Source organism: Klebsiella sp. WP8-S18-ESBL-06 (assembly GCF_014169755.1).
Taxonomy (GTDB): Bacteria; Pseudomonadota; Gammaproteobacteria; order Enterobacterales; family Enterobacteriaceae; genus Kluyvera; species Kluyvera ascorbata_B.
Genome location: NZ_AP022256.1, coordinates 3,532,541 through 3,549,110, shown reverse-complemented (window position 1 = coordinate 3,549,110; position 16,570 = coordinate 3,532,541). Strand labels below are relative to the sequence as shown.

Sequence of the window (16,570 nt, the reverse complement as noted above, 5' to 3'; positions counted from 1 at the left end):
GATGTTGAAAAATGGTGATTCTATAAGCGAAGTTTTTGACGATTATTCAATAATTCGTGCTTTTTATTAGATGGTGTGATTTTAATGGCGGGTAAATGCAAAAAACCACGTCCGGGGACGTGGTTTTGTTTAGATAATATCGATTTCCGCGACTGACGGATAAATCCAGGATGGCCTGAATGGCATATTGTCGATGTCATCAACGGTAGAGACGCCAGAGAGGACCAGAATCGTTTCCAGCCCGGCCTGGAATCCGGCCAGAATATCGGTGCGTAGATTATCGCCAACGATCACCGTTTGCTCTGAGTGCGCCTGCATCTTGTTAAGCGCGGCGCGAATGATCCACGGACTTGGCTTGCCCACGACGAAGGGTTTGCGGCCAGAGATTTTTTCAATGCCTGCGCAAAGCGCGCCGCATGCCGGATAGTATCCGCGCCCGTGCGTGTCGGGGTTCGTGGCGATGAAGCGTGCACCATTGGCCACGAAGAACGCCGCTTTGTGCATCATTTCCCAGTTAAACGAGCGGGTTTCGCCAACGATAACGAAGTCCGGGTTGACGTCAGTAATGGTGAATCCGGCTTTATACAGTTCATGAATCAGTGCGCCTTCGCCCACCACATAGGCTTTTTTCCCTTCCTGACGACGCAGAAAATCGGCCGTGGCCATGGCGGAGGTATAAAACACGCTGTCAGGAACGTCGATGCCGGCGGTCGCGAAACGGTTTGCTAAATCCTGGCCCGTCTGTGAAGGGTAGTTGGTCAGGCAGAGAAACGGCATACCTTTATCCAGCACGCGCGCGACGAACTCTGCCGCGCCCGGCACCGCAACGTTATCGTGCATCAGCACGCCGTCAATATCACAGATTACATTCTGAATGGTCATGGACTACCTGGCGTTTGTTTTAAAGAGGCGTAATTATACACGTTATCCTTCAGGCTGCCTTGTCGTTGGCCTGTTCTCTCATTCTTTACGCTTGTTTTCTCAGCTCTTCGAACCATTCAGGATGTTTTTCTAAGGTCTTAAACAGCAGAATGAGTGGCTTGGGGGGCGCAATTCGCCCCGTTTCATAACGGCTAAAGGCGTTTGCGCCGCCGCCAAATATTTCTGCTGCCTGGCGCTGATCGAGTTCCAGACTTTTTCGTACGCGGGCGATGAACGCAGGGTCAACCTCACGAGCATTGACCTGGCGGTTAAATTCCACCATGCCAGCCATATACGCATCGCCTTCACCTTTGCCAAAGATAATTTCACCGCAGGCGTCACAGTACTGGCCTTTTACGCCGTAAAAAGTTGTTTTATTCCCTTTGTATTCATAGGGGATATTGCGACATTCATGCTTGAGTTCCGCACCACCGCAAAGAGGACATTTCATGCTATAGCTCCTTAAATGACACTATCAGGAGGTTGCCTGATACGATGAATTTTATGTATAGAGGCTGCCCTCTGTAGATCGGGCGATAGACCTCATGCCAGATGGTGTGGTCATGATGCGCCGTCATGCTTTTGTAAAAATCGCTGGTGTTCAGTGCCATAACAACCTCAAGGAGGTCCTGTTTTGACCGAAATCCGATTTGAGACGCGCTGATTAACGCTGTATTTGTGATGCTGACAAGACCATTACGGGCCATGTTTTTTAGGATGCTTAAGCGGGTATGCGGCGTTCTCTTTTCCATAAGATTAACCTAAATGCCAAATTTGGCAAATAGGTTAATGGAGGCGAGCGGTGTGTCCAGATACGCTGATATAAAGATTTGCGCCACATCAACAGTTGCAACGCATTACTTGCCGGTTTGCGACTACCCTTCCAGCAAATGCTGTAGCAGGATACCGTTCAACATCGCGCGTTTGACCAGCGCAAAAGCGCCGATAGCCGAGCGGTGGTCGAGGGTTGAACGCACAACCGGTAGATTCTTGCGAAAGGCCTTTAAAACCTGCGTGTTGATGCAGCCTTCAATGGCGGGCAACAGTACGCGGTCGGCCTCGATGATTTCACCGGCAATCACCACTTTCTGCGGGTTAAACAGGTTGATGGCAATGGCGATGGTTTTTCCCAGATGGCGACCAACGTGTTCAATGACTTCGGTCGCTAGCGGGTCGCCTTTATTGGCGGCTTTGCAGATGGTTTTGATATGGCAGTCATCAAGCGTAACCCGGCTCTGATAGCCCTGTTCGAGCAGATGACGTACGCGTTGTTCGATAGCGGCGTTGGCGGCAACGGTCTCCAGACAGCCGAAGTTGCCGCAGTGACAGCGTTCACCGAGCGGGTCGACCTGAATATGACCAATTTCACCGACGTTACCATTACGGCCGATAAAAATGCGCCCGTTGGAGATAATGCCCGCACCGGTGCCGCGATGCACGCGCACCAGAATGGAGTCTTCACAGTCCTGGCTTGCACCAAAGTAGTGCTCGGCCAGCGCCAGGCTGCGGATATCGTGACCGACAAAGCAGGTCACTTTAAAACGTTTTTCCAACGCTTCAACCAGCCGCCAGTTCTCTACCGGAATATGCGGCATATAGCGAATCACGCCGCTCTCCGGGTCAACCAGACCGGGTAAAATGACGGAAATCGCAATCAGCTCGCGGATTTTACGCTGGCACGATTCAATAAAGGTGGCGATGGTATTAAGCAGCGCATGTTCCAGCGTCTCCTGGGTGCGCTCCGGCAGCGGATAATGTTCTTCTGCGACGGCTTTACTGCTCAGATCGTACAGCGTCAGCGTCGTGTCGTGACGGCCCAGGCGCACGCCAATCGCGTGGAAGTTGCGGGTTTCGGTGATGATAGAGATAGCGCGGCGGCCTCCGGTGGAGGCCTGCTGATCGACTTCTTTGATCAGCCCGCGTTCAATAAGCTGACGCGTGATTTTGGTCACGCTGGCGGGAGCAAGCTGGCTTTGCTCGGCAATCTGAATACGCGAGATTGGCCCATGCTGGTCAATCAGGCGGTAAACGGCCGCGCTGTTTAGCTGTTTTACGAGGTCAACATTACCAATTTGAGCTTGTCCGCCTGATGTCATACTTTCTCTTACTTAGTAACGACCTCGTTGCCATTAACGATGGTCTTGATGATGTTAAAGTCGTGCGTAAATGCGGTCAGGTTCGCGACTTTGCCTGGCCCAATGCTGCCAAGGCGTTTGTCGACGCCAATGGCGCGGGCAGGGTAGAGCGTCGCCATGCGCAGCACTTCGTCCAGCGCGATATTCGCGTGCTCGACCAGATTGCGTACACCTTCGATCATCGTCAACGATGAGCCGCTGAGGGTACCGTTCTCATCTACGCAGAGCCCATTGCGGTAGTATATTGTTTTACCGGCAAAAATGAACTGCTCAATATTGGCACCAGCCGGCGCGGTGGCGTCGGTGACCAGGCACAGCTTATCGCCTTTCAGGCGCTTGGCGTTACGGATATTAATAAAGTCGACGTGCAGACCGTCGGCGATAATTCCGCAGTAAATTTCGTTGGCATCGAGAATGGCGCCGGTCAGGCCTGGTTCACGGCCGGACATATACGGCATCGCGTTAAACAGATGCGTAGCAAAGGTAATACCCGCGCGGAAACCGATGCGCGCTTCTTTCGCCGTGGCGTTAGAGTGACCGGCAGAAACCACGATACCGGCATTTGCCAGCGCGGTAATGACTTCCGGTTCTACCATTTCGGGTGCCAGGGTGACTTTGGTGATGACGTCGGCGTTATCGCAAAGGAATTTCACCAGCTCAGCATCCGGCTTGCGCACGAAGTCCGGATTGTGGGTGCCTTTTTTCACCAGGTTCAGCCACGGGCCTTCAAGGTGCAGGCCCAGCGCCTGGTTCGGGTGTTTAGCGAGATACTCACGCATCACGCGCACGCCCTGTTTCATCAGATCGTCGCTGGTGGTGATAAGCGTCGGCAGGAAGTTTGTGCAGCCCGACTTTTCGTTGGCTTTTTGCATAATTTCCAGCGTTTCAACGGTAACCGCCTCGGCGGTATCGTTGAACTGTACGCCGCCGCAGCCGTTAAGCTGAACGTCGATAAAGCCCGGGGCGATAATGGCGCCATTAACGGAACGCTGTTCGACGTTCGCGGGTACATCAGCCAGTGGGCAAACACGTTCAATAAGGCCATTGGCGATGATAATCGCATGGTCATCCAGAATTTCGTGACCGGTAAAGATCCGGCCATGGGTTAATGCATACATTACGACCCCCGGTATTCAAAAATGTTGTCCCGCGACGGAGCGCGGGACGATAATACATTACAGACCTTTAATATTTTCAGCTTCTAATTCAGTGAAATATTTCAGGGTCTTCACCTTCAGTTCCATCGTAGATGGTTCGTCACAGACGATCAGTGATTTCGGGTGCAGCTGCAGACAGGTAATGGTCCACATGTGGTTAACGTTGCCTTCTACCGCCTGCTGCAGCGCCAGCGCTTTCGTTGCGCCCTGCACCAGAATCATCACTTCTTCGGCATCCAGCAGAGTACCCACGCCCACGGTCAGCGCATATTTAGGCACCAGCGCTACGTCGCCATCGAAGAAGCGAGAGTTGGCTACGCGCGTTTCGTGAGTCAGCGTTTTGATACGGGTACGCGAAGAGAGCGAAGACGCTGGCTCGTTGAACGCGATGTGACCGTCGTTACCCACGCCGCCCATAAACAGGTGGATTTTACCGTAAGAGCGGATTTTTTCTTCGTAGCGGCGGCATTCGGCATCCACGTCCGGCGCGTTACCGTTCAGCAGGTTGATATTTTCTTCAGGAATATCGATGTGATCGAAGAAGTTACGGTGCATGAAGCTGTAGTAGCTTTCCGGATGCTCTTTCGGCAGGCCAACATATTCGTCCATGTTGAAGGTGACGACGTGCTTGAAGCTAACCTGGCCCGCTTTATGCATTTCGACTAAGACTTTATAAGTCGCCAGCGGGGTACCGCCGGTTGGCAGGCCGAGGACAAACGGGCGGTCGGCGGTGGGTTTAAACGCATTGATGCGGTTAACGATGTGGCGAGCAGCCCATTTGCCGACTTGTTCAGCGTTAACGAGAGGAATCAGTCTCATTCTTCACCTCAAAATGTAAAATGTAAGAAGTTGGCGGATGGCGTCTCCGTGCACTCTCTAAGCGTAACCTGTTTGCATCGATAGGGAGCAATCCGTTTTGATTTTTTGAATGATAAAATAAGTTTTCAGTGTTAGCCAGTAAAAGGGAGTGGTGATAACAATATTTGGTGACTGTAGTCACAAAAAACACGTGTTTAATTTGCGATACGAATTAAACTTTCACACACTCTGATGCCTGAACAGGTGTGTATGCAGTTTACAAGACATCACAGTGTCATGCTTTTTTACACAATAAAAAATGGCTTAAATGAGCCGTGTCGGGGTCTCGTAGGGGGAATAAGATGAATATTTTAGGTTTTTTCCAGCGACTAGGTAGGGCCTTACAGCTCCCTATCGCCGTGCTGCCGGTGGCGGCGCTGTTGCTGCGATTCGGTCAGCCAGATTTACTGAACGTTGCGTTTATTGCGCAGGCCGGTGGGTCTATCTTTGATAACCTGGCGCTAATCTTCGCTATCGGTGTGGCATCCAGCTGGTCGAAAGACAACGCGGGTTCGGCAGCGCTGGCGGGCGCAGTAGGTTATTTCGTATTGACCAAAGCAATGGTTACCATCAACCCAGCGATTAACATGGGGGTACTGGCCGGTATCATCACCGGTCTGGTTGCGGGTGCGACGTACAACCGTTGGGCGGGCATCAAACTGCCTGACTTCCTGAGCTTCTTCGGCGGTAAACGTTTCGTGCCGATCGCCACCGGTTTCTTCTGCCTGGTGCTGGCTGCTATCTTCGGCTACGTGTGGCCGCCGGTGCAGAACGCCATCCACGCAGGTGGTGAATGGATCGTGGGCGCTGGCGCGCTGGGCTCCGGTATCTTTGGTTTCATTAACCGTCTGCTGATCCCAACCGGTCTGCATCAGGTGCTGAACACTATCGCCTGGTTCCAGATTGGTGAATTCACCAACGCGGCGGGTGCGGTCTTCCACGGTGACATTAACCGCTTCTATGCGGGTGACGGCACTGCGGGGATGTTCATGTCCGGCTTCTTCCCGATCATGATGTTCGGTCTGCCGGGTGCGGCGCTGGCGATGTACTTCGCAGCACCGAAAGCACGTCGTCCGATGGTTGGCGGTATGCTGCTGTCCGTCGCGGTCACCGCGTTCCTGACCGGTGTGACCGAGCCGCTGGAATTCCTGTTCATGTTCCTGGCACCGGTACTGTACCTCCTGCATGCGATTCTGACCGGCGTAAGCCTGTTTATCGCTACGCTGCTGGGTATCCACGCGGGCTTCTCCTTCTCCGCTGGCGCCATCGACTACGTGTTGATGTACAGCCTGCCGGCAGCAAGTAAGAACGTCTGGATGCTGGTGGTAATGGGTCTGGTGTTCTTCGTTATCTACTTCGTACTGTTCAGCGTGGTTATCCGCATGTTTAACCTGAAAACGCCCGGCCGTGAAGATAAAGACGACAGCGTGGTAACTGAAGAAGCAAACAGCAACACCGAAGAAGGCTTGAACCAGCTGGCCACTAACTACATTGCCGCCGTAGGGGGCACTGACAACCTGAAAGCGATTGACGCCTGCATTACCCGTCTGCGCTTGACCGTTGCTGACTCTGCGAAAGTGAACGATGCCGTATGTAAACGTCTCGGCGCCTCCGGCGTAGTGAAACTGAACAAGCAAACCATCCAGGTTATCGTGGGTGCGAAAGCGGAATCTATCGGCGACGCCATGAAGAAAGTGGTTGCGCGTGGCCCGGTTGCCGCAGCGGCAGCGGACAGCGCTGCACCGGCAGCACCGGCGGCGGCAAAACCGCAGGCTGTGGCGAATGCCGCAACCGTAGAAACCCTGGTTTCTCCGATTACCGGTGATGTGGTGGCGCTGGAGCAGGTACCTGATGAAGCGTTCGCCAGCAAAGCGGTTGGTGACGGCGTCGCGGTGAAACCGACGGACAAAATTGTCGTTTCCCCGGCTGCGGGCACCATTGTGAAAATCTTCAACACTAACCATGCGTTCTGTCTGGAAACAGACAAAGGTGCGGAAGTGACGGCAGGCCAGCCTATCCTGGAAATGGATCTGGACTTCCTGAACGCGAACGCGCGTTCAATGATTAGCCCGGTGGTGTGCAGCAACAGCGATGATTTCGGCGGCCTGGTGATTAAGGCTGAAGGTCACGTCGTTGCAGGGCAAACGCCGCTGTATGAGATTAAAGGTAAGTAATCGCTCCTGAGTAAAGTAGATTAATGCCTTAAGCGGCGGGGGGAGATCCTCCGCCGCTTTTTTTTGTCGTAAATCCCCCCATATACACCAGAGAGACGCCATTTTTGTGCAACTAATAGTTGTCTCTTAGCGCCGCTTATAAGATCATGTGCCGTTATACGTTGTTTACGCTTTGAGGAATCCAAGATGAGTGAGGCTGAAGCCCGCCCGACTAACTTTATTCGTCAGATCATTGATGAAGATCTGGCTACCGGTAAGCACACCACGGTGCATACCCGTTTTCCGCCAGAGCCGAATGGTTATCTGCACATCGGCCATGCGAAATCCATCTGCCTGAACTTCGGCATTGCGCAAGACTACCAGGGCCAGTGCAACCTGCGTTTCGATGACACCAACCCGGTCAAAGAAGACATCGAATACGTTGACTCCATCAAAAATGACGTCGAGTGGTTAGGTTTTCACTGGTCTGGCAACGTTCGCTATTCCTCGGATTACTTCGATCAGCTGCACGCATACGCGGTAGAGCTCATCAATAAAGGCCTGGCCTACGTTGACGAGCTGACCCCAGAACAGATCCGCGAGTACCGCGGCACGCTAACCGCACCGGGTAAAAACAGCCCGTTCCGCGATCGCAGCGTGGAAGAGAACCTGGCGCTGTTCGAAAAAATGCGTACCGGCGGCTTTGCGGAAGGTACCGCCTGTCTGCGCGCGAAAATCGATATGGCGTCGCCGTTTATCGTCATGCGCGATCCGGTGCTGTACCGCATTAAATTTGCCGATCACCACCAGACCGGCACCAAGTGGTGCATCTACCCGATGTACGACTTTACCCACTGCATCAGCGATGCCCTGGAAGGCATTACCCACTCGCTGTGTACGCTGGAATTCCAGGACAACCGTCGTCTGTACGACTGGGTATTGGACAACATTTCCATTCCGGTTCACCCGCGTCAGTATGAATTCTCGCGCCTGAATCTGGAATACACCGTGATGTCCAAGCGCAAGCTGAACCAGCTGGTCATGGAAAAACACGTAGAAGGTTGGGACGACCCGCGTATGCCGACCATCTCCGGTCTGCGTCGTCGTGGCTACACCGCCGCGTCCATCCGTGAGTTCTGTAAACGCATCGGCGTGACCAAGCAGGACAACACCATTGAGATGGCATCGCTGGAATCCTGCATTCGCGAAGATCTGAACGAAAATGCGCCGCGCGCGATGGCGGTTATCGATCCGGTTAAGCTGGTTATCGAAAACTACCCGCAGGGCGAAAGCGAAATGGTCGCCATGCCTAACCATCCGAATAAGCCGGAGATGGGCAGCCGCGACGTGCCGTTCAGTGCGGAAATCTGGATCGATCGCGCCGACTTCCGTGAAGAAGCGAACAAACAGTACAAGCGTCTGGTGATGGGCAAAGAAGTTCGCCTGCGTAACGCCTACGTCGTGAAAGCAGAACGCGTGGAGAAAGATGCTGAAGGCAATATCACCACCATCTTCTGCACCTACGATGCCGATACCCTGAGCAAAGATCCGGCCGATGGTCGCAAGGTGAAGGGCGTTATTCACTGGGTGAGCGCCGCGCATGCGCTACCGGTAGAAATTCGTCTGTATGACCGTCTGTTCAGCGTGCCGAATCCGGGCGCTGCGGAAGACTTCCTCGCGGTGATGAACCCTGAGTCGCTGGTCATCAAGCAGGGCTATGCCGAACCGTCTCTGCAGGCCGCAGAGGCCGGTAAAGCGTATCAGTTTGAGCGTGAGGGGTACTTCTGTCTCGACAGCCGCTACACCACCGCGGATAAACTGGTCTTTAACCGTACCGTCGGTTTACGTGATACCTGGGCGGGCTAAGCTCAGTCAGCAGAATAAAAAACGCCGCTTTTGCGGCGTTTTTTTTACGCCAGAATCAGGAGGGCAATTTTGTCCCCGTATCGTTCATGATGACTTATCATTTCGCAGAGCGAATTAATAGTAATATCCTGGGTCTGATACGTTCGTTTTTTTTCACAACTCCCATCACACATTCTGAATGTAAACGGTCTCATTAACATTCCACTAAGGCCCCGCAAGGGTTGGCGTGGATAAATGTTAATAACGCATTACGTTACACATTGAAACCAAATATGTGCGCTTTGTCATAATCCTGCACTCTTGTTGCGGAAAAGGATTGATAATTCGCGTCGCGAAAAATAGTCTATCCGTGTACTAAATATCTTTTTCCAGAAGTTCATTTTTTTTAAGTTTTATTTTTTGCCTCTGCTTTGCGGCGGCATTTTAAAAGTCAAAGAGGATATAACTATGCGTACGTTTAGTGGCAAACGTAGTACGCTGGCGCTGGCTATCGCCGGTGTGACAGCTCTCTCAGGTTTTGCAATGACCCCGGAAGCCAAAGCGGAAGGGTTTATTGATGATTCAACATTGACCGGTGGCGTCTATTACTGGCAGCGTGAACGTGACCGTAAAGATGTGACCGACCACGACAAATATAAAACCAACCTTTCCCACTCCACCTGGAACGCTAACCTTGATTTCCAGTCTGGCTATGCGGCTGACATGTTCGGTATTGATATTGCGGCGTTTACCGCAATTGAAATGGCGGAAAGCAGCGAAAGTGGCCACCCGAACGAAATTGCCTTCTCGTCGAAAAACAAAGGTTACAGCGAAGATTACAGCGGCGATAAGAGCGGTATCAGCCTGTATAAAGCGGCAGCTAAATTTAAACTGGGCCCAACCTGGGCACGTGCCGGTTACATTCAGCCAACCGGTCAAACCCTGCTGGCGCCGCACTGGAGCTTTATGCCGGGTACCTATCAGGGTGCTGAAGCCGGGGCGAATTTCGACTACGGCGACAACGGTGCGCTGAGCTTCTCGTACATGTGGACCAACGAGTATAAAGCGCCGTGGCACCTGGAGATGGACGACTTCTATCAGGCCGATAAGAAGACCAAGGTTGATTATCTGCACTCCGTTGGTGCGAAATATGATTTCAAAAACAACCTGGTGCTGGAAGCAGCATTCGGTCAGGCGGAAGGGTATGTTGATCAGTACTTCGCCAAAGCCAGCTACAAGTTTGATATTCCTGGCGGCCCGCTGACCACCAGCTACCAGTTCTACGGTACGCGCGACAAGGTTAACGACGGCAGCGTAAACGATATCTATGATGGCACCGCCTGGCTGCAGGCGCTGACATTCGGCTACAAGCTGAACGAAGTCTTTGACTTCCGCCTGGAAGGGACCTGGGTTAAGGCCGACGGTCAGCAGGGTTACTTCCTGCAACGTATGACCCCGACCTACGCATCGTCCAACGGTCGTCTGGATATCTGGTGGGATAACCGTTCTGACTTCAACGCCAACGGCGAAAAGGCGGTCTTCTTCGGTACCATGTATGACCTGAAGAACTGGAACCTGCCGGGCTGGGCAGTAGGGGCTTCCTATGTCTATGCATGGGATGCGAAGCCAGCGACCTGGCAGAGCAACCCGGATGCTTACTACAACAAAAACAACACTATCAGAGAGTCTGCATACAGTCTGGATGCGATGTACACCGTACAGGAAGGCCGCGCGAAGGGTACGCTCTTCAAACTGCATTTCACTCAGTATGACAACCACTCCGATATCCCGAGCTGGGGCGGTGGTTACGGCAACATCTTCCAGGATGAGCGCGACGTGAAATTCATGGTTATCGCTCCGTTCACTATTTTCTGATGCATGATGCGGCAGGGGGAGACCTCTGCCGCCGCTAAGAGGCTCATCGTATGAAAAAACTGATTATGGTTGCTCTGATGGCCGCAGGGCTGACCGCCTGTGTTCAGCCGCCAGCGCCAAAAGAAGATAGCAAGCTGAAGGATGCCTACAGCGCCTGTATTAACACCGCGCAGGGTAATCCGGATAAAATCGAAGCCTGCCAAAGCGTGCTGAACGTGCTGAAACAAGAGAAGCAGCACCAGCAGTTTGCTAACCAGGAAAGCGTGCGCGTGCTGGATTATCAGCAGTGCATTCAGGCAACCCGTACCGGTAACGACCAGGCGGTAAAAGCCAAATGCGATAAAATGTGGCAGGAAATTCGCAGCAACAATACTCCTGCGCAAAAATAAATATTCCGCCACGCTAATCACTGAAAAAACCGCTGCTTGCAGCGGTTTTTTTATGGCCAATATCTGACGGCAGGCGAAAAAAAACCAGCGGATAGCGCTGGTTTTTAACGAAGACGATGCGTTATTTTTCTACGGCGTCGTGAGCGTGTTCATCTTCACGGCAGTCGCCTTCAGCGCAGTGGCCGTACAGATAAAGACTATGGTTAGTCAGGCGAATACCGTGCTTCGCGGCGATTTCACGCTGGCGAGCTTCAATGGAATCATCGCTGAACTCGATCACTTTCCCGCAATCAAGGCAGATCAGGTGATCGTGGTGATGCTGCTGGGTCAGTTCGAAAACGGATTTGCCGCCTTCAAAGTTATGACGGGTAACGATGCCAGCATCGTCAAACTGGTTCAGGACGCGGTAAACCGTCGCCAGACCAATTTCTTCACCCATGTCGATCAGGCGTTTGTATAAGTCTTCCGCACTGACATGGTGGTTGTCCGGCCCCTGAAGCACTTCCAGGATCTTTAACCGTGGAAGTGTGACTTTCAGGCCAGCCTTCTTTAATGCGGTATTATTGTCAGTCATGCGGAATCTGTCCTGTTGCTAAACGATTAACTTCCATCAGCGAAAGTATCACAGAGAATTCACCCGTTTTAATGCGTCTCATTATAGAATGACCCTATTGAAATGAAAACAGCAAGACTTGGGTAAACTAAGCTTTCAAAAACGAGGCTTCATCGACAAACTCCCGATGAGACCGCGCTAAATCAGAAGATATTGTACAGGTATGCGCTAAAAAGTTAAAAAAATGTAGCTATTATTTTGATTGCTTTTACCTATTAATGAGGCGCAATTTCATAATTGCGCCTCATTATCATCAGGCGTTTTTAATTTCGTCCAGGTGCAGTTCTTCCGCGACCTGTTTAACCCATTTTTCAACGCGCTCTGCGGTCAGCTCCGGCTGACGATCTTCGTCAATGGCCAGACCGACAAAGTGGTCGTCATCGGCCAGACCTTTAGAGGCTTCAAAATGGTAGCCCGCAGTCGGCCAGTGGCCGACGATGGTGGCGCCGTTTGGTTCAATGATGTCACGGATGGTGCCCAGCGCATCGCAGAAGTATTCCGCATAATCTTCCTGATCGCCGCAGCCGAACAGCGCAACCAGCTTACCGTTGAAGTCCACTTCTTCCAGTGATGGGAAGAAATCATCCCAGTCGCACTGTGCTTCACCGTAGTACCAGGTCGGGATACCCAGCAGCAGGATATCGTAGCCCGCCAGGTCTTCTTTACTGCTCTTGGCAATGTCGTGAACGTCTGCGACATCTTTACCAAGCTGTTTTTGAATCATTTTTGCGATATTTTCGGTGTTCCCGGTGTCGCTACCGAAGAAGATGCCAACGATTGCCATGAGTAAAATAACCTCTTGAAACTTAATGATATGGTGGTGGCTTATTGCCCACAGATAAGGGCAATCATAGCAGAACAGAGAAGCGTGCGGAAACAGCTATCGTGCCGGACTGCACACTCTGCTACATGAAAGTGTGTTCTGGGGGATTTTTCAGACGTTCCCCTGTCCGTGCAACAGGGCTAACTGGCTCATCAGAATTTCTTCGATGAGTTCGCTACGGCTCATGTCACGGGCAGTTGCCAGCTCGTTAAGCGCATCAACGGCGTCGCTGTTCAGTTTGAGCTCGACGCGCTTAAGCCCGCGAACTTTATCGCGTTTGAGCTGATTGCGCTTATTAATGCGGAGCTGTTCGTCACGCGAAAGCGGATTGGTTTTGGGTCTTCCCGGCCGACGCTCATTTGCGAACAAATCTAATGTCGTACGGTCCGTTTGTTCTTTTGCCATGGTTCAGAGTGACTTCGGGGAAACAAGCTACCGGGCGGTGCCCGATGCAGACAGCGCGCAATCATACAACAGTGGGGCCCGCACGCCAACGACCACGGCCATTCTGACGCGCGGTCGATGCATTTTTAATCACTCTGCGAGGTAGCGGCGGATGGCACGCAGTACCGCATCCGGTTTTTCCGCGTGCACCCAGTGTCCTGCACCGGCAATGACGTGCGCTCTGGCCTGCGGGAACTGGGCGAGCAGATCGGCGCGGTAGGCTTCCGTAACGTACGGCGAGTTGCCGCCGGGAATAAACAGTGCCGGATGATCCCTGGCCGGAATGGCCTCCCAGCCCACGATATGCGGGTATTGTTCCCACAGCACCGGTACGTTAAAGCGCCAACCGCCGTCAACGAACGACTTCAGCAGGAATTGAATGACGCCCTCTTCATGCAAATACTCGCGCATGACCGTTGCCGCTTGTTGGCGAGTGGCAACTCCGGCGCTGGTGACGGCGTTAATGGCGGCAAAAATCTCATCGTGACGGCGCACGTGGTAGTCCACCGGCGCAATATCGATCGCGACCAGGCGGTCAATCCGCTCCGGAGCCAGCGCGGTCATCGCCATGACGGCTTTACCGCCCATGGAATGGCCAATCAGCGTGGCTTTTTCAATCTGGTTGGCGTCCAGGGTATCCAGCAGATCCTGCGCCATGGCCGGATAGTTCATCTCGTCGGCGCGAGGAGACAATCCGTGGTTACGCATATCGACCTGAATGATGTCGTGGTCAGAAACCAGGTCACGCGCCAGGATGCCCAGGTTATCCAGGCTGCCGAACAGGCCGTGAACCAGAACGATGGGGGAATTATTGTGCAGGTTTTGTGCAGTTTGCGCTCGGAAATTCAATTTCATAGCAAAGTTCTTTTTTTCGCATTGTCGGGTTAGGGTATCATGTTGAGCATTCTAACGCGCAGGGGGAAGTGAGGAACTCATCCGAATTTTGCCGTCCCCCTGGTTTGGCGCTACCCGCTGTTGGGTTTTGACTTTATAATCCCAATAAACTGTATACAGAAAAATAATTGCACCGGATTAAGATGAAAACGATCGAAGTTGATGACGAGCTCTATCGCTATATTGCAGCCCACACTCTGCGCATTGGCGAGAGCGCGTCCGACATTTTACGGCGTATGCTGAAATTCTCCGCCGCTTCCCAGCCGGCAGCCGCTGCTGTCGCGCCGGTCGTCAAAGCCGAACCCGTTGCCGCTCCGGCTCCGGCGGCTACCCCCGTTGCTGAGGTAAAAGCGGTCAAAACCGCCAAAGATAAAGTTCGCGCCATGCGCGAGCTGCTGCTTTCTGACGAATACGCTGAGCAGAAAAAGGCGGTAAATCGCTTTATGCTGGTGCTGACCACGCTCTATTCGCTGGACAACCAGGCGTTCGCCGAAGCCACCGAATCCCTTCACGGCCGTACCCGCGTCTACTTTGCCGAAAATGAGCAAACGCTGCTGAAAAACGGCAACCAGACCAAACCGAAACAGGTTCCGGATACGCCATACTGGGTTATCACTAATACCAATACGGGCCGTAAATGCAGCATGGTCGAACACATCATGCAGTCAATGCAATTCCCGGCGGAATTGATTGAAAAGGTTTGCGGTACCATCTAATACTGACAATCTAACCCTTGCATAAGAAGGACCAGGCAATGGCAAACCATACCCGTGCGGGTCAACCCGCACAGCAGAGTGATTTGATCAACGTCGCTCAACTGACTGCGCAGTACTACGTGCTGCAGCCGGACGTGAGCAATGCGGAACATGCGGTGAAATTCGGGACCTCCGGTCACCGCGGTAGTGCAGGTCGTCACAGCTTCAATGAAAAGCATATTTTGGCCATTGCCCAGGCGATTGCTGAAGAGCGCGCGAAAAACGGAATTTCGGGCCCATGCTTCGTCGGGAAGGATACGCACGCGCTCTCTGAGCCGGCGTTTATCTCCGTTCTTGAAGTGTTAGCCGCCAATGGGGTGGATGTTATTGTGCAGGAAGACAATGGTTTCACGCCGACACCGGCGGTTTCCAACGCTATCCTGGTACACAATAAAAAAGGCGGCCCGCTGGCTGACGGCATTGTGATTACGCCGTCCCACAACCCGCCGGAAGACGGTGGCATCAAGTACAACCCGCCAAACGGTGGTCCGGCTGATACCAACGTCACTAAAGTGGTTGAAGACCGCGCCAATGCGCTGCTCGCCGCCGATCTGGCTGGCGTTAAGCGTATTCCTTATGATGCCGCGCTGGCCTCGGGTCACGTGAAAGAAGTGGATCTGGTGCAGCCGTTTGTTGAAGGGCTGGCGGATATCGTCGATATGGCGGCTATCCAGAAAGCCGGTCTGACGCTGGGCGTCGATCCTCTCGGCGGCTCCGGTATTGAATACTGGAAACGTATCGCGAAGCACTACAACCTGAACCTGACTATCGTCAACGATCACGTTGACCAGACGTTCCGTTTTATGCACCTCGACAAAGACGGCGCTATCCGTATGGACTGTTCCTCCGAGTGTGCGATGGCTGGCCTGCTGGCGCTGCGCGATAAGTTTGATCTGGCGTTCGCCAATGACCCGGACTACGACCGTCACGGTATCGTGACTCCGGCAGGGCTGATGAACCCGAACCACTACCTGGCGGTGGCCATCAACTACCTGTTCCAGCACCGTCCTCAGTGGGGCAAAGAGGTCGCGGTCGGTAAAACGCTGGTCTCTTCCGCTATGATTGACCGCGTGGTGAACGACCTGGGGCGTAAGCTGGTAGAAGTACCGGTGGGCTTCAAATGGTTTGTTGACGGTCTGTTTGACGGTAGCTTCGGCTTTGGCGGTGAAGAGAGCGCGGGCGCGTCTTTCCTGCGTTTCGACGGCACGCCGTGGTCAACCGATAAAGACGGCATCATCATGTGCCTGCTGGCGGCAGAAATTACCGCCGTTACCGGTAAGAATCCGCAGGAGCACTACAACGAGCTGGCCGCACGCTTCGGTGCGCCGAGCTACAACCGTTTGCAGGCTAGCGCAACGTCCGCACAGAAAGCGGCGCTGTCTAAGCTCTCTCCGGAAATGGTAAGCGCCAGCACGCTGGCGGGCGATCCGATCACCGCTCGTCTGACGGCTGCGCCGGGTAACGGTGCGTCAATCGGCGGTCTGAAAGTCATGACTGACAACGGCTGGTTCGCTGCGCGTCCGTCCGGTACGGAAGATGCCTACAAAATTTACTGCGAAAGCTTCCTTGGCGCTGAGCATCGTCAGCAGATCGAGAAAGAAGCGGTTGAAATTGTTAGCGAAGTACTGAAAAACGCCTGATGGCGCTTCGCTTATCTGGCCTACGTCTCCTGTAGGCCTGTACTCTGAGGAGCCGAAAGGCTCCTTTT

General features: G+C 53.2%; 16 protein-coding genes. 6 read left to right on the top strand and 10 right to left on the bottom strand.

All coding sequences use genetic code 11. The features are described from left to right. Window positions 1–129: 129 nt before the first annotated feature. The 6 genes from H7R76_RS16980 to nagB all read right to left on the bottom strand — a co-directional run bounded on the left by H7R76_RS16980 (window position 130) and on the right by nagB (window position 5,032). Entirely contained in the window at window positions 130–882 is a 753-nt protein-coding gene (locus H7R76_RS16980) for an HAD-IIA family hydrolase (RefSeq protein WP_106924677.1), read from the bottom strand. 85 nt (window positions 883–967) lie between these two features. Beyond that, window positions 968–1,372, bottom strand: coding sequence for a type II TA system antitoxin MqsA family protein (locus H7R76_RS16975; protein WP_106924676.1), 405 nt, complete (start codon window positions 1,370–1,372; stop codon window positions 968–970). Window position 1,373: 1 nt separating this feature from the next. After that, a complete protein-coding gene (locus H7R76_RS16970) occupies window positions 1,374–1,673 on the bottom strand; it encodes a type II toxin-antitoxin system MqsR family toxin (protein ID WP_106924675.1) in 300 nt (99 codons plus the stop codon). Between the two features lie 123 nt (window positions 1,674–1,796). Continuing rightward, window positions 1,797–3,017 carry a DNA-binding transcriptional regulator NagC gene (nagC, locus tag H7R76_RS16965; protein WP_182928313.1) on the bottom strand — a complete coding sequence of 407 codons (1,221 nt, stop codon included), beginning with the start codon at window positions 3,015–3,017 and terminating at the stop codon, window positions 1,797–1,799. Between the two features lie 8 nt (window positions 3,018–3,025). Then, the gene (nagA, locus tag H7R76_RS16960) at window positions 3,026–4,174 is read right to left on the bottom strand and encodes an N-acetylglucosamine-6-phosphate deacetylase (RefSeq protein WP_106924673.1); all 1,149 of its coding nucleotides are present in this window, start codon (window positions 4,172–4,174) and stop codon (window positions 3,026–3,028) included. A gap of 57 nt (window positions 4,175–4,231) precedes the next feature. Next, entirely contained in the window at window positions 4,232–5,032 is an 801-nt protein-coding gene (gene nagB, locus H7R76_RS16955; protein ID WP_106924672.1) for a glucosamine-6-phosphate deaminase, read from the bottom strand. A 341-nt stretch (window positions 5,033–5,373) separates the two neighbouring features. Here nagB and nagE point away from each other — a divergent pair, with 341 nt between their 5' ends. The 4 genes from nagE to H7R76_RS16935 all read left to right on the top strand — a co-directional run bounded on the left by nagE (window position 5,374) and on the right by H7R76_RS16935 (window position 11,333). After that, window positions 5,374–7,245, top strand: coding sequence for a PTS N-acetyl glucosamine transporter subunit IIABC (gene nagE / locus H7R76_RS16950; RefSeq protein WP_182965899.1), 1,872 nt, complete (start codon window positions 5,374–5,376; stop codon window positions 7,243–7,245). A gap of 186 nt (window positions 7,246–7,431) precedes the next feature. Next, on the top strand, window positions 7,432–9,090 hold the full coding sequence (gene glnS, locus H7R76_RS16945; protein ID WP_106924669.1) for a glutamine--tRNA ligase: 1,659 nt from the start codon (window positions 7,432–7,434) through the stop codon (window positions 9,088–9,090). Window positions 9,091–9,537: 447 nt separating this feature from the next. Next, the gene (chiP, locus tag H7R76_RS16940; protein ID WP_106924668.1) at window positions 9,538–10,944 is read left to right on the top strand and encodes a chitoporin ChiP; all 1,407 of its coding nucleotides are present in this window, start codon (window positions 9,538–9,540) and stop codon (window positions 10,942–10,944) included. 50 nt (window positions 10,945–10,994) lie between these two features. Beyond that, window positions 10,995–11,333, top strand: coding sequence for a ChiQ/YbfN family lipoprotein (locus H7R76_RS16935; protein ID WP_106924667.1), 339 nt, complete (start codon window positions 10,995–10,997; stop codon window positions 11,331–11,333). A 121-nt stretch (window positions 11,334–11,454) separates the two neighbouring features. Here the strand turns inward: H7R76_RS16935 and fur are convergent, their stop codons facing one another. The 4 genes from fur to ybfF form a co-directional block, all read right to left on the bottom strand. Continuing rightward, window positions 11,455–11,907, bottom strand: a complete 453-nt coding sequence (gene fur / locus H7R76_RS16930) for a ferric iron uptake transcriptional regulator (protein WP_106924666.1) — start codon at window positions 11,905–11,907, stop codon at window positions 11,455–11,457. 292 nt (window positions 11,908–12,199) lie between these two features. After that, a complete protein-coding gene (gene fldA / locus H7R76_RS16925; protein ID WP_064548295.1) occupies window positions 12,200–12,730 on the bottom strand; it encodes a flavodoxin FldA in 531 nt (176 codons plus the stop codon). A 150-nt stretch (window positions 12,731–12,880) separates the two neighbouring features. Then, window positions 12,881–13,174 carry a LexA regulated protein gene (gene ybfE / locus H7R76_RS16920; RefSeq protein WP_106924665.1) on the bottom strand — a complete coding sequence of 98 codons (294 nt, stop codon included), beginning with the start codon at window positions 13,172–13,174 and terminating at the stop codon, window positions 12,881–12,883. A 129-nt stretch (window positions 13,175–13,303) separates the two neighbouring features. Further along, on the bottom strand, window positions 13,304–14,068 hold the full coding sequence (gene ybfF, locus H7R76_RS16915; RefSeq protein WP_182965897.1) for an esterase: 765 nt from the start codon (window positions 14,066–14,068) through the stop codon (window positions 13,304–13,306). Window positions 14,069–14,250: 182 nt separating this feature from the next. On the opposite strand from ybfF, the gene seqA reads away from it, so the two are divergent. Further along, the gene (gene seqA, locus H7R76_RS16910; protein ID WP_106924663.1) at window positions 14,251–14,823 is read left to right on the top strand and encodes a replication initiation negative regulator SeqA; all 573 of its coding nucleotides are present in this window, start codon (window positions 14,251–14,253) and stop codon (window positions 14,821–14,823) included. A gap of 38 nt (window positions 14,824–14,861) precedes the next feature. Continuing rightward, window positions 14,862–16,502: a phosphoglucomutase (alpha-D-glucose-1,6-bisphosphate-dependent) gene (pgm, locus tag H7R76_RS16905; RefSeq protein WP_182965895.1), complete on the top strand. Its 1,641-nt coding sequence runs from the start codon at window positions 14,862–14,864 to the stop codon at window positions 16,500–16,502. Window positions 16,503–16,570 lie beyond the last annotated feature (68 nt).

Coding starts and splice junctions, on each gene's coding strand:
- H7R76_RS16980 (WP_106924677.1), bottom strand. CDS start 882: ATGACCATTCAGAATGTAATCTGTGATATTGACGGCGTGCTGATGCAC.
- H7R76_RS16975 (WP_106924676.1), bottom strand. CDS start 1,372: ATGAAATGTCCTCTTTGCGGTGGTGCGGAACTCAAGCATGAATGTCGC.
- H7R76_RS16970 (WP_106924675.1), bottom strand. CDS start 1,673: ATGGAAAAGAGAACGCCGCATACCCGCTTAAGCATCCTAAAAAACATG.
- nagC (WP_182928313.1), bottom strand. CDS start 3,017: ATGACATCAGGCGGACAAGCTCAAATTGGTAATGTTGACCTCGTAAAA.
- nagA (WP_106924673.1), bottom strand. CDS start 4,174: ATGTATGCATTAACCCATGGCCGGATCTTTACCGGTCACGAAATTCTG.
- nagB (WP_106924672.1), bottom strand. CDS start 5,032: ATGAGACTGATTCCTCTCGTTAACGCTGAACAAGTCGGCAAATGGGCT.
- nagE (WP_182965899.1), top strand. CDS start 5,374: ATGAATATTTTAGGTTTTTTCCAGCGACTAGGTAGGGCCTTACAGCTC.
- glnS (WP_106924669.1), top strand. CDS start 7,432: ATGAGTGAGGCTGAAGCCCGCCCGACTAACTTTATTCGTCAGATCATT.
- chiP (WP_106924668.1), top strand. CDS start 9,538: ATGCGTACGTTTAGTGGCAAACGTAGTACGCTGGCGCTGGCTATCGCC.
- H7R76_RS16935 (WP_106924667.1), top strand. CDS start 10,995: ATGAAAAAACTGATTATGGTTGCTCTGATGGCCGCAGGGCTGACCGCC.
- fur (WP_106924666.1), bottom strand. CDS start 11,907: ATGACTGACAATAATACCGCATTAAAGAAGGCTGGCCTGAAAGTCACA.
- fldA (WP_064548295.1), bottom strand. CDS start 12,730: ATGGCAATCGTTGGCATCTTCTTCGGTAGCGACACCGGGAACACCGAA.
- ybfE (WP_106924665.1), bottom strand. CDS start 13,174: ATGGCAAAAGAACAAACGGACCGTACGACATTAGATTTGTTCGCAAAT.
- ybfF (WP_182965897.1), bottom strand. CDS start 14,068: ATGAAATTGAATTTCCGAGCGCAAACTGCACAAAACCTGCACAATAAT.
- seqA (WP_106924663.1), top strand. CDS start 14,251: ATGAAAACGATCGAAGTTGATGACGAGCTCTATCGCTATATTGCAGCC.
- pgm (WP_182965895.1), top strand. CDS start 14,862: ATGGCAAACCATACCCGTGCGGGTCAACCCGCACAGCAGAGTGATTTG.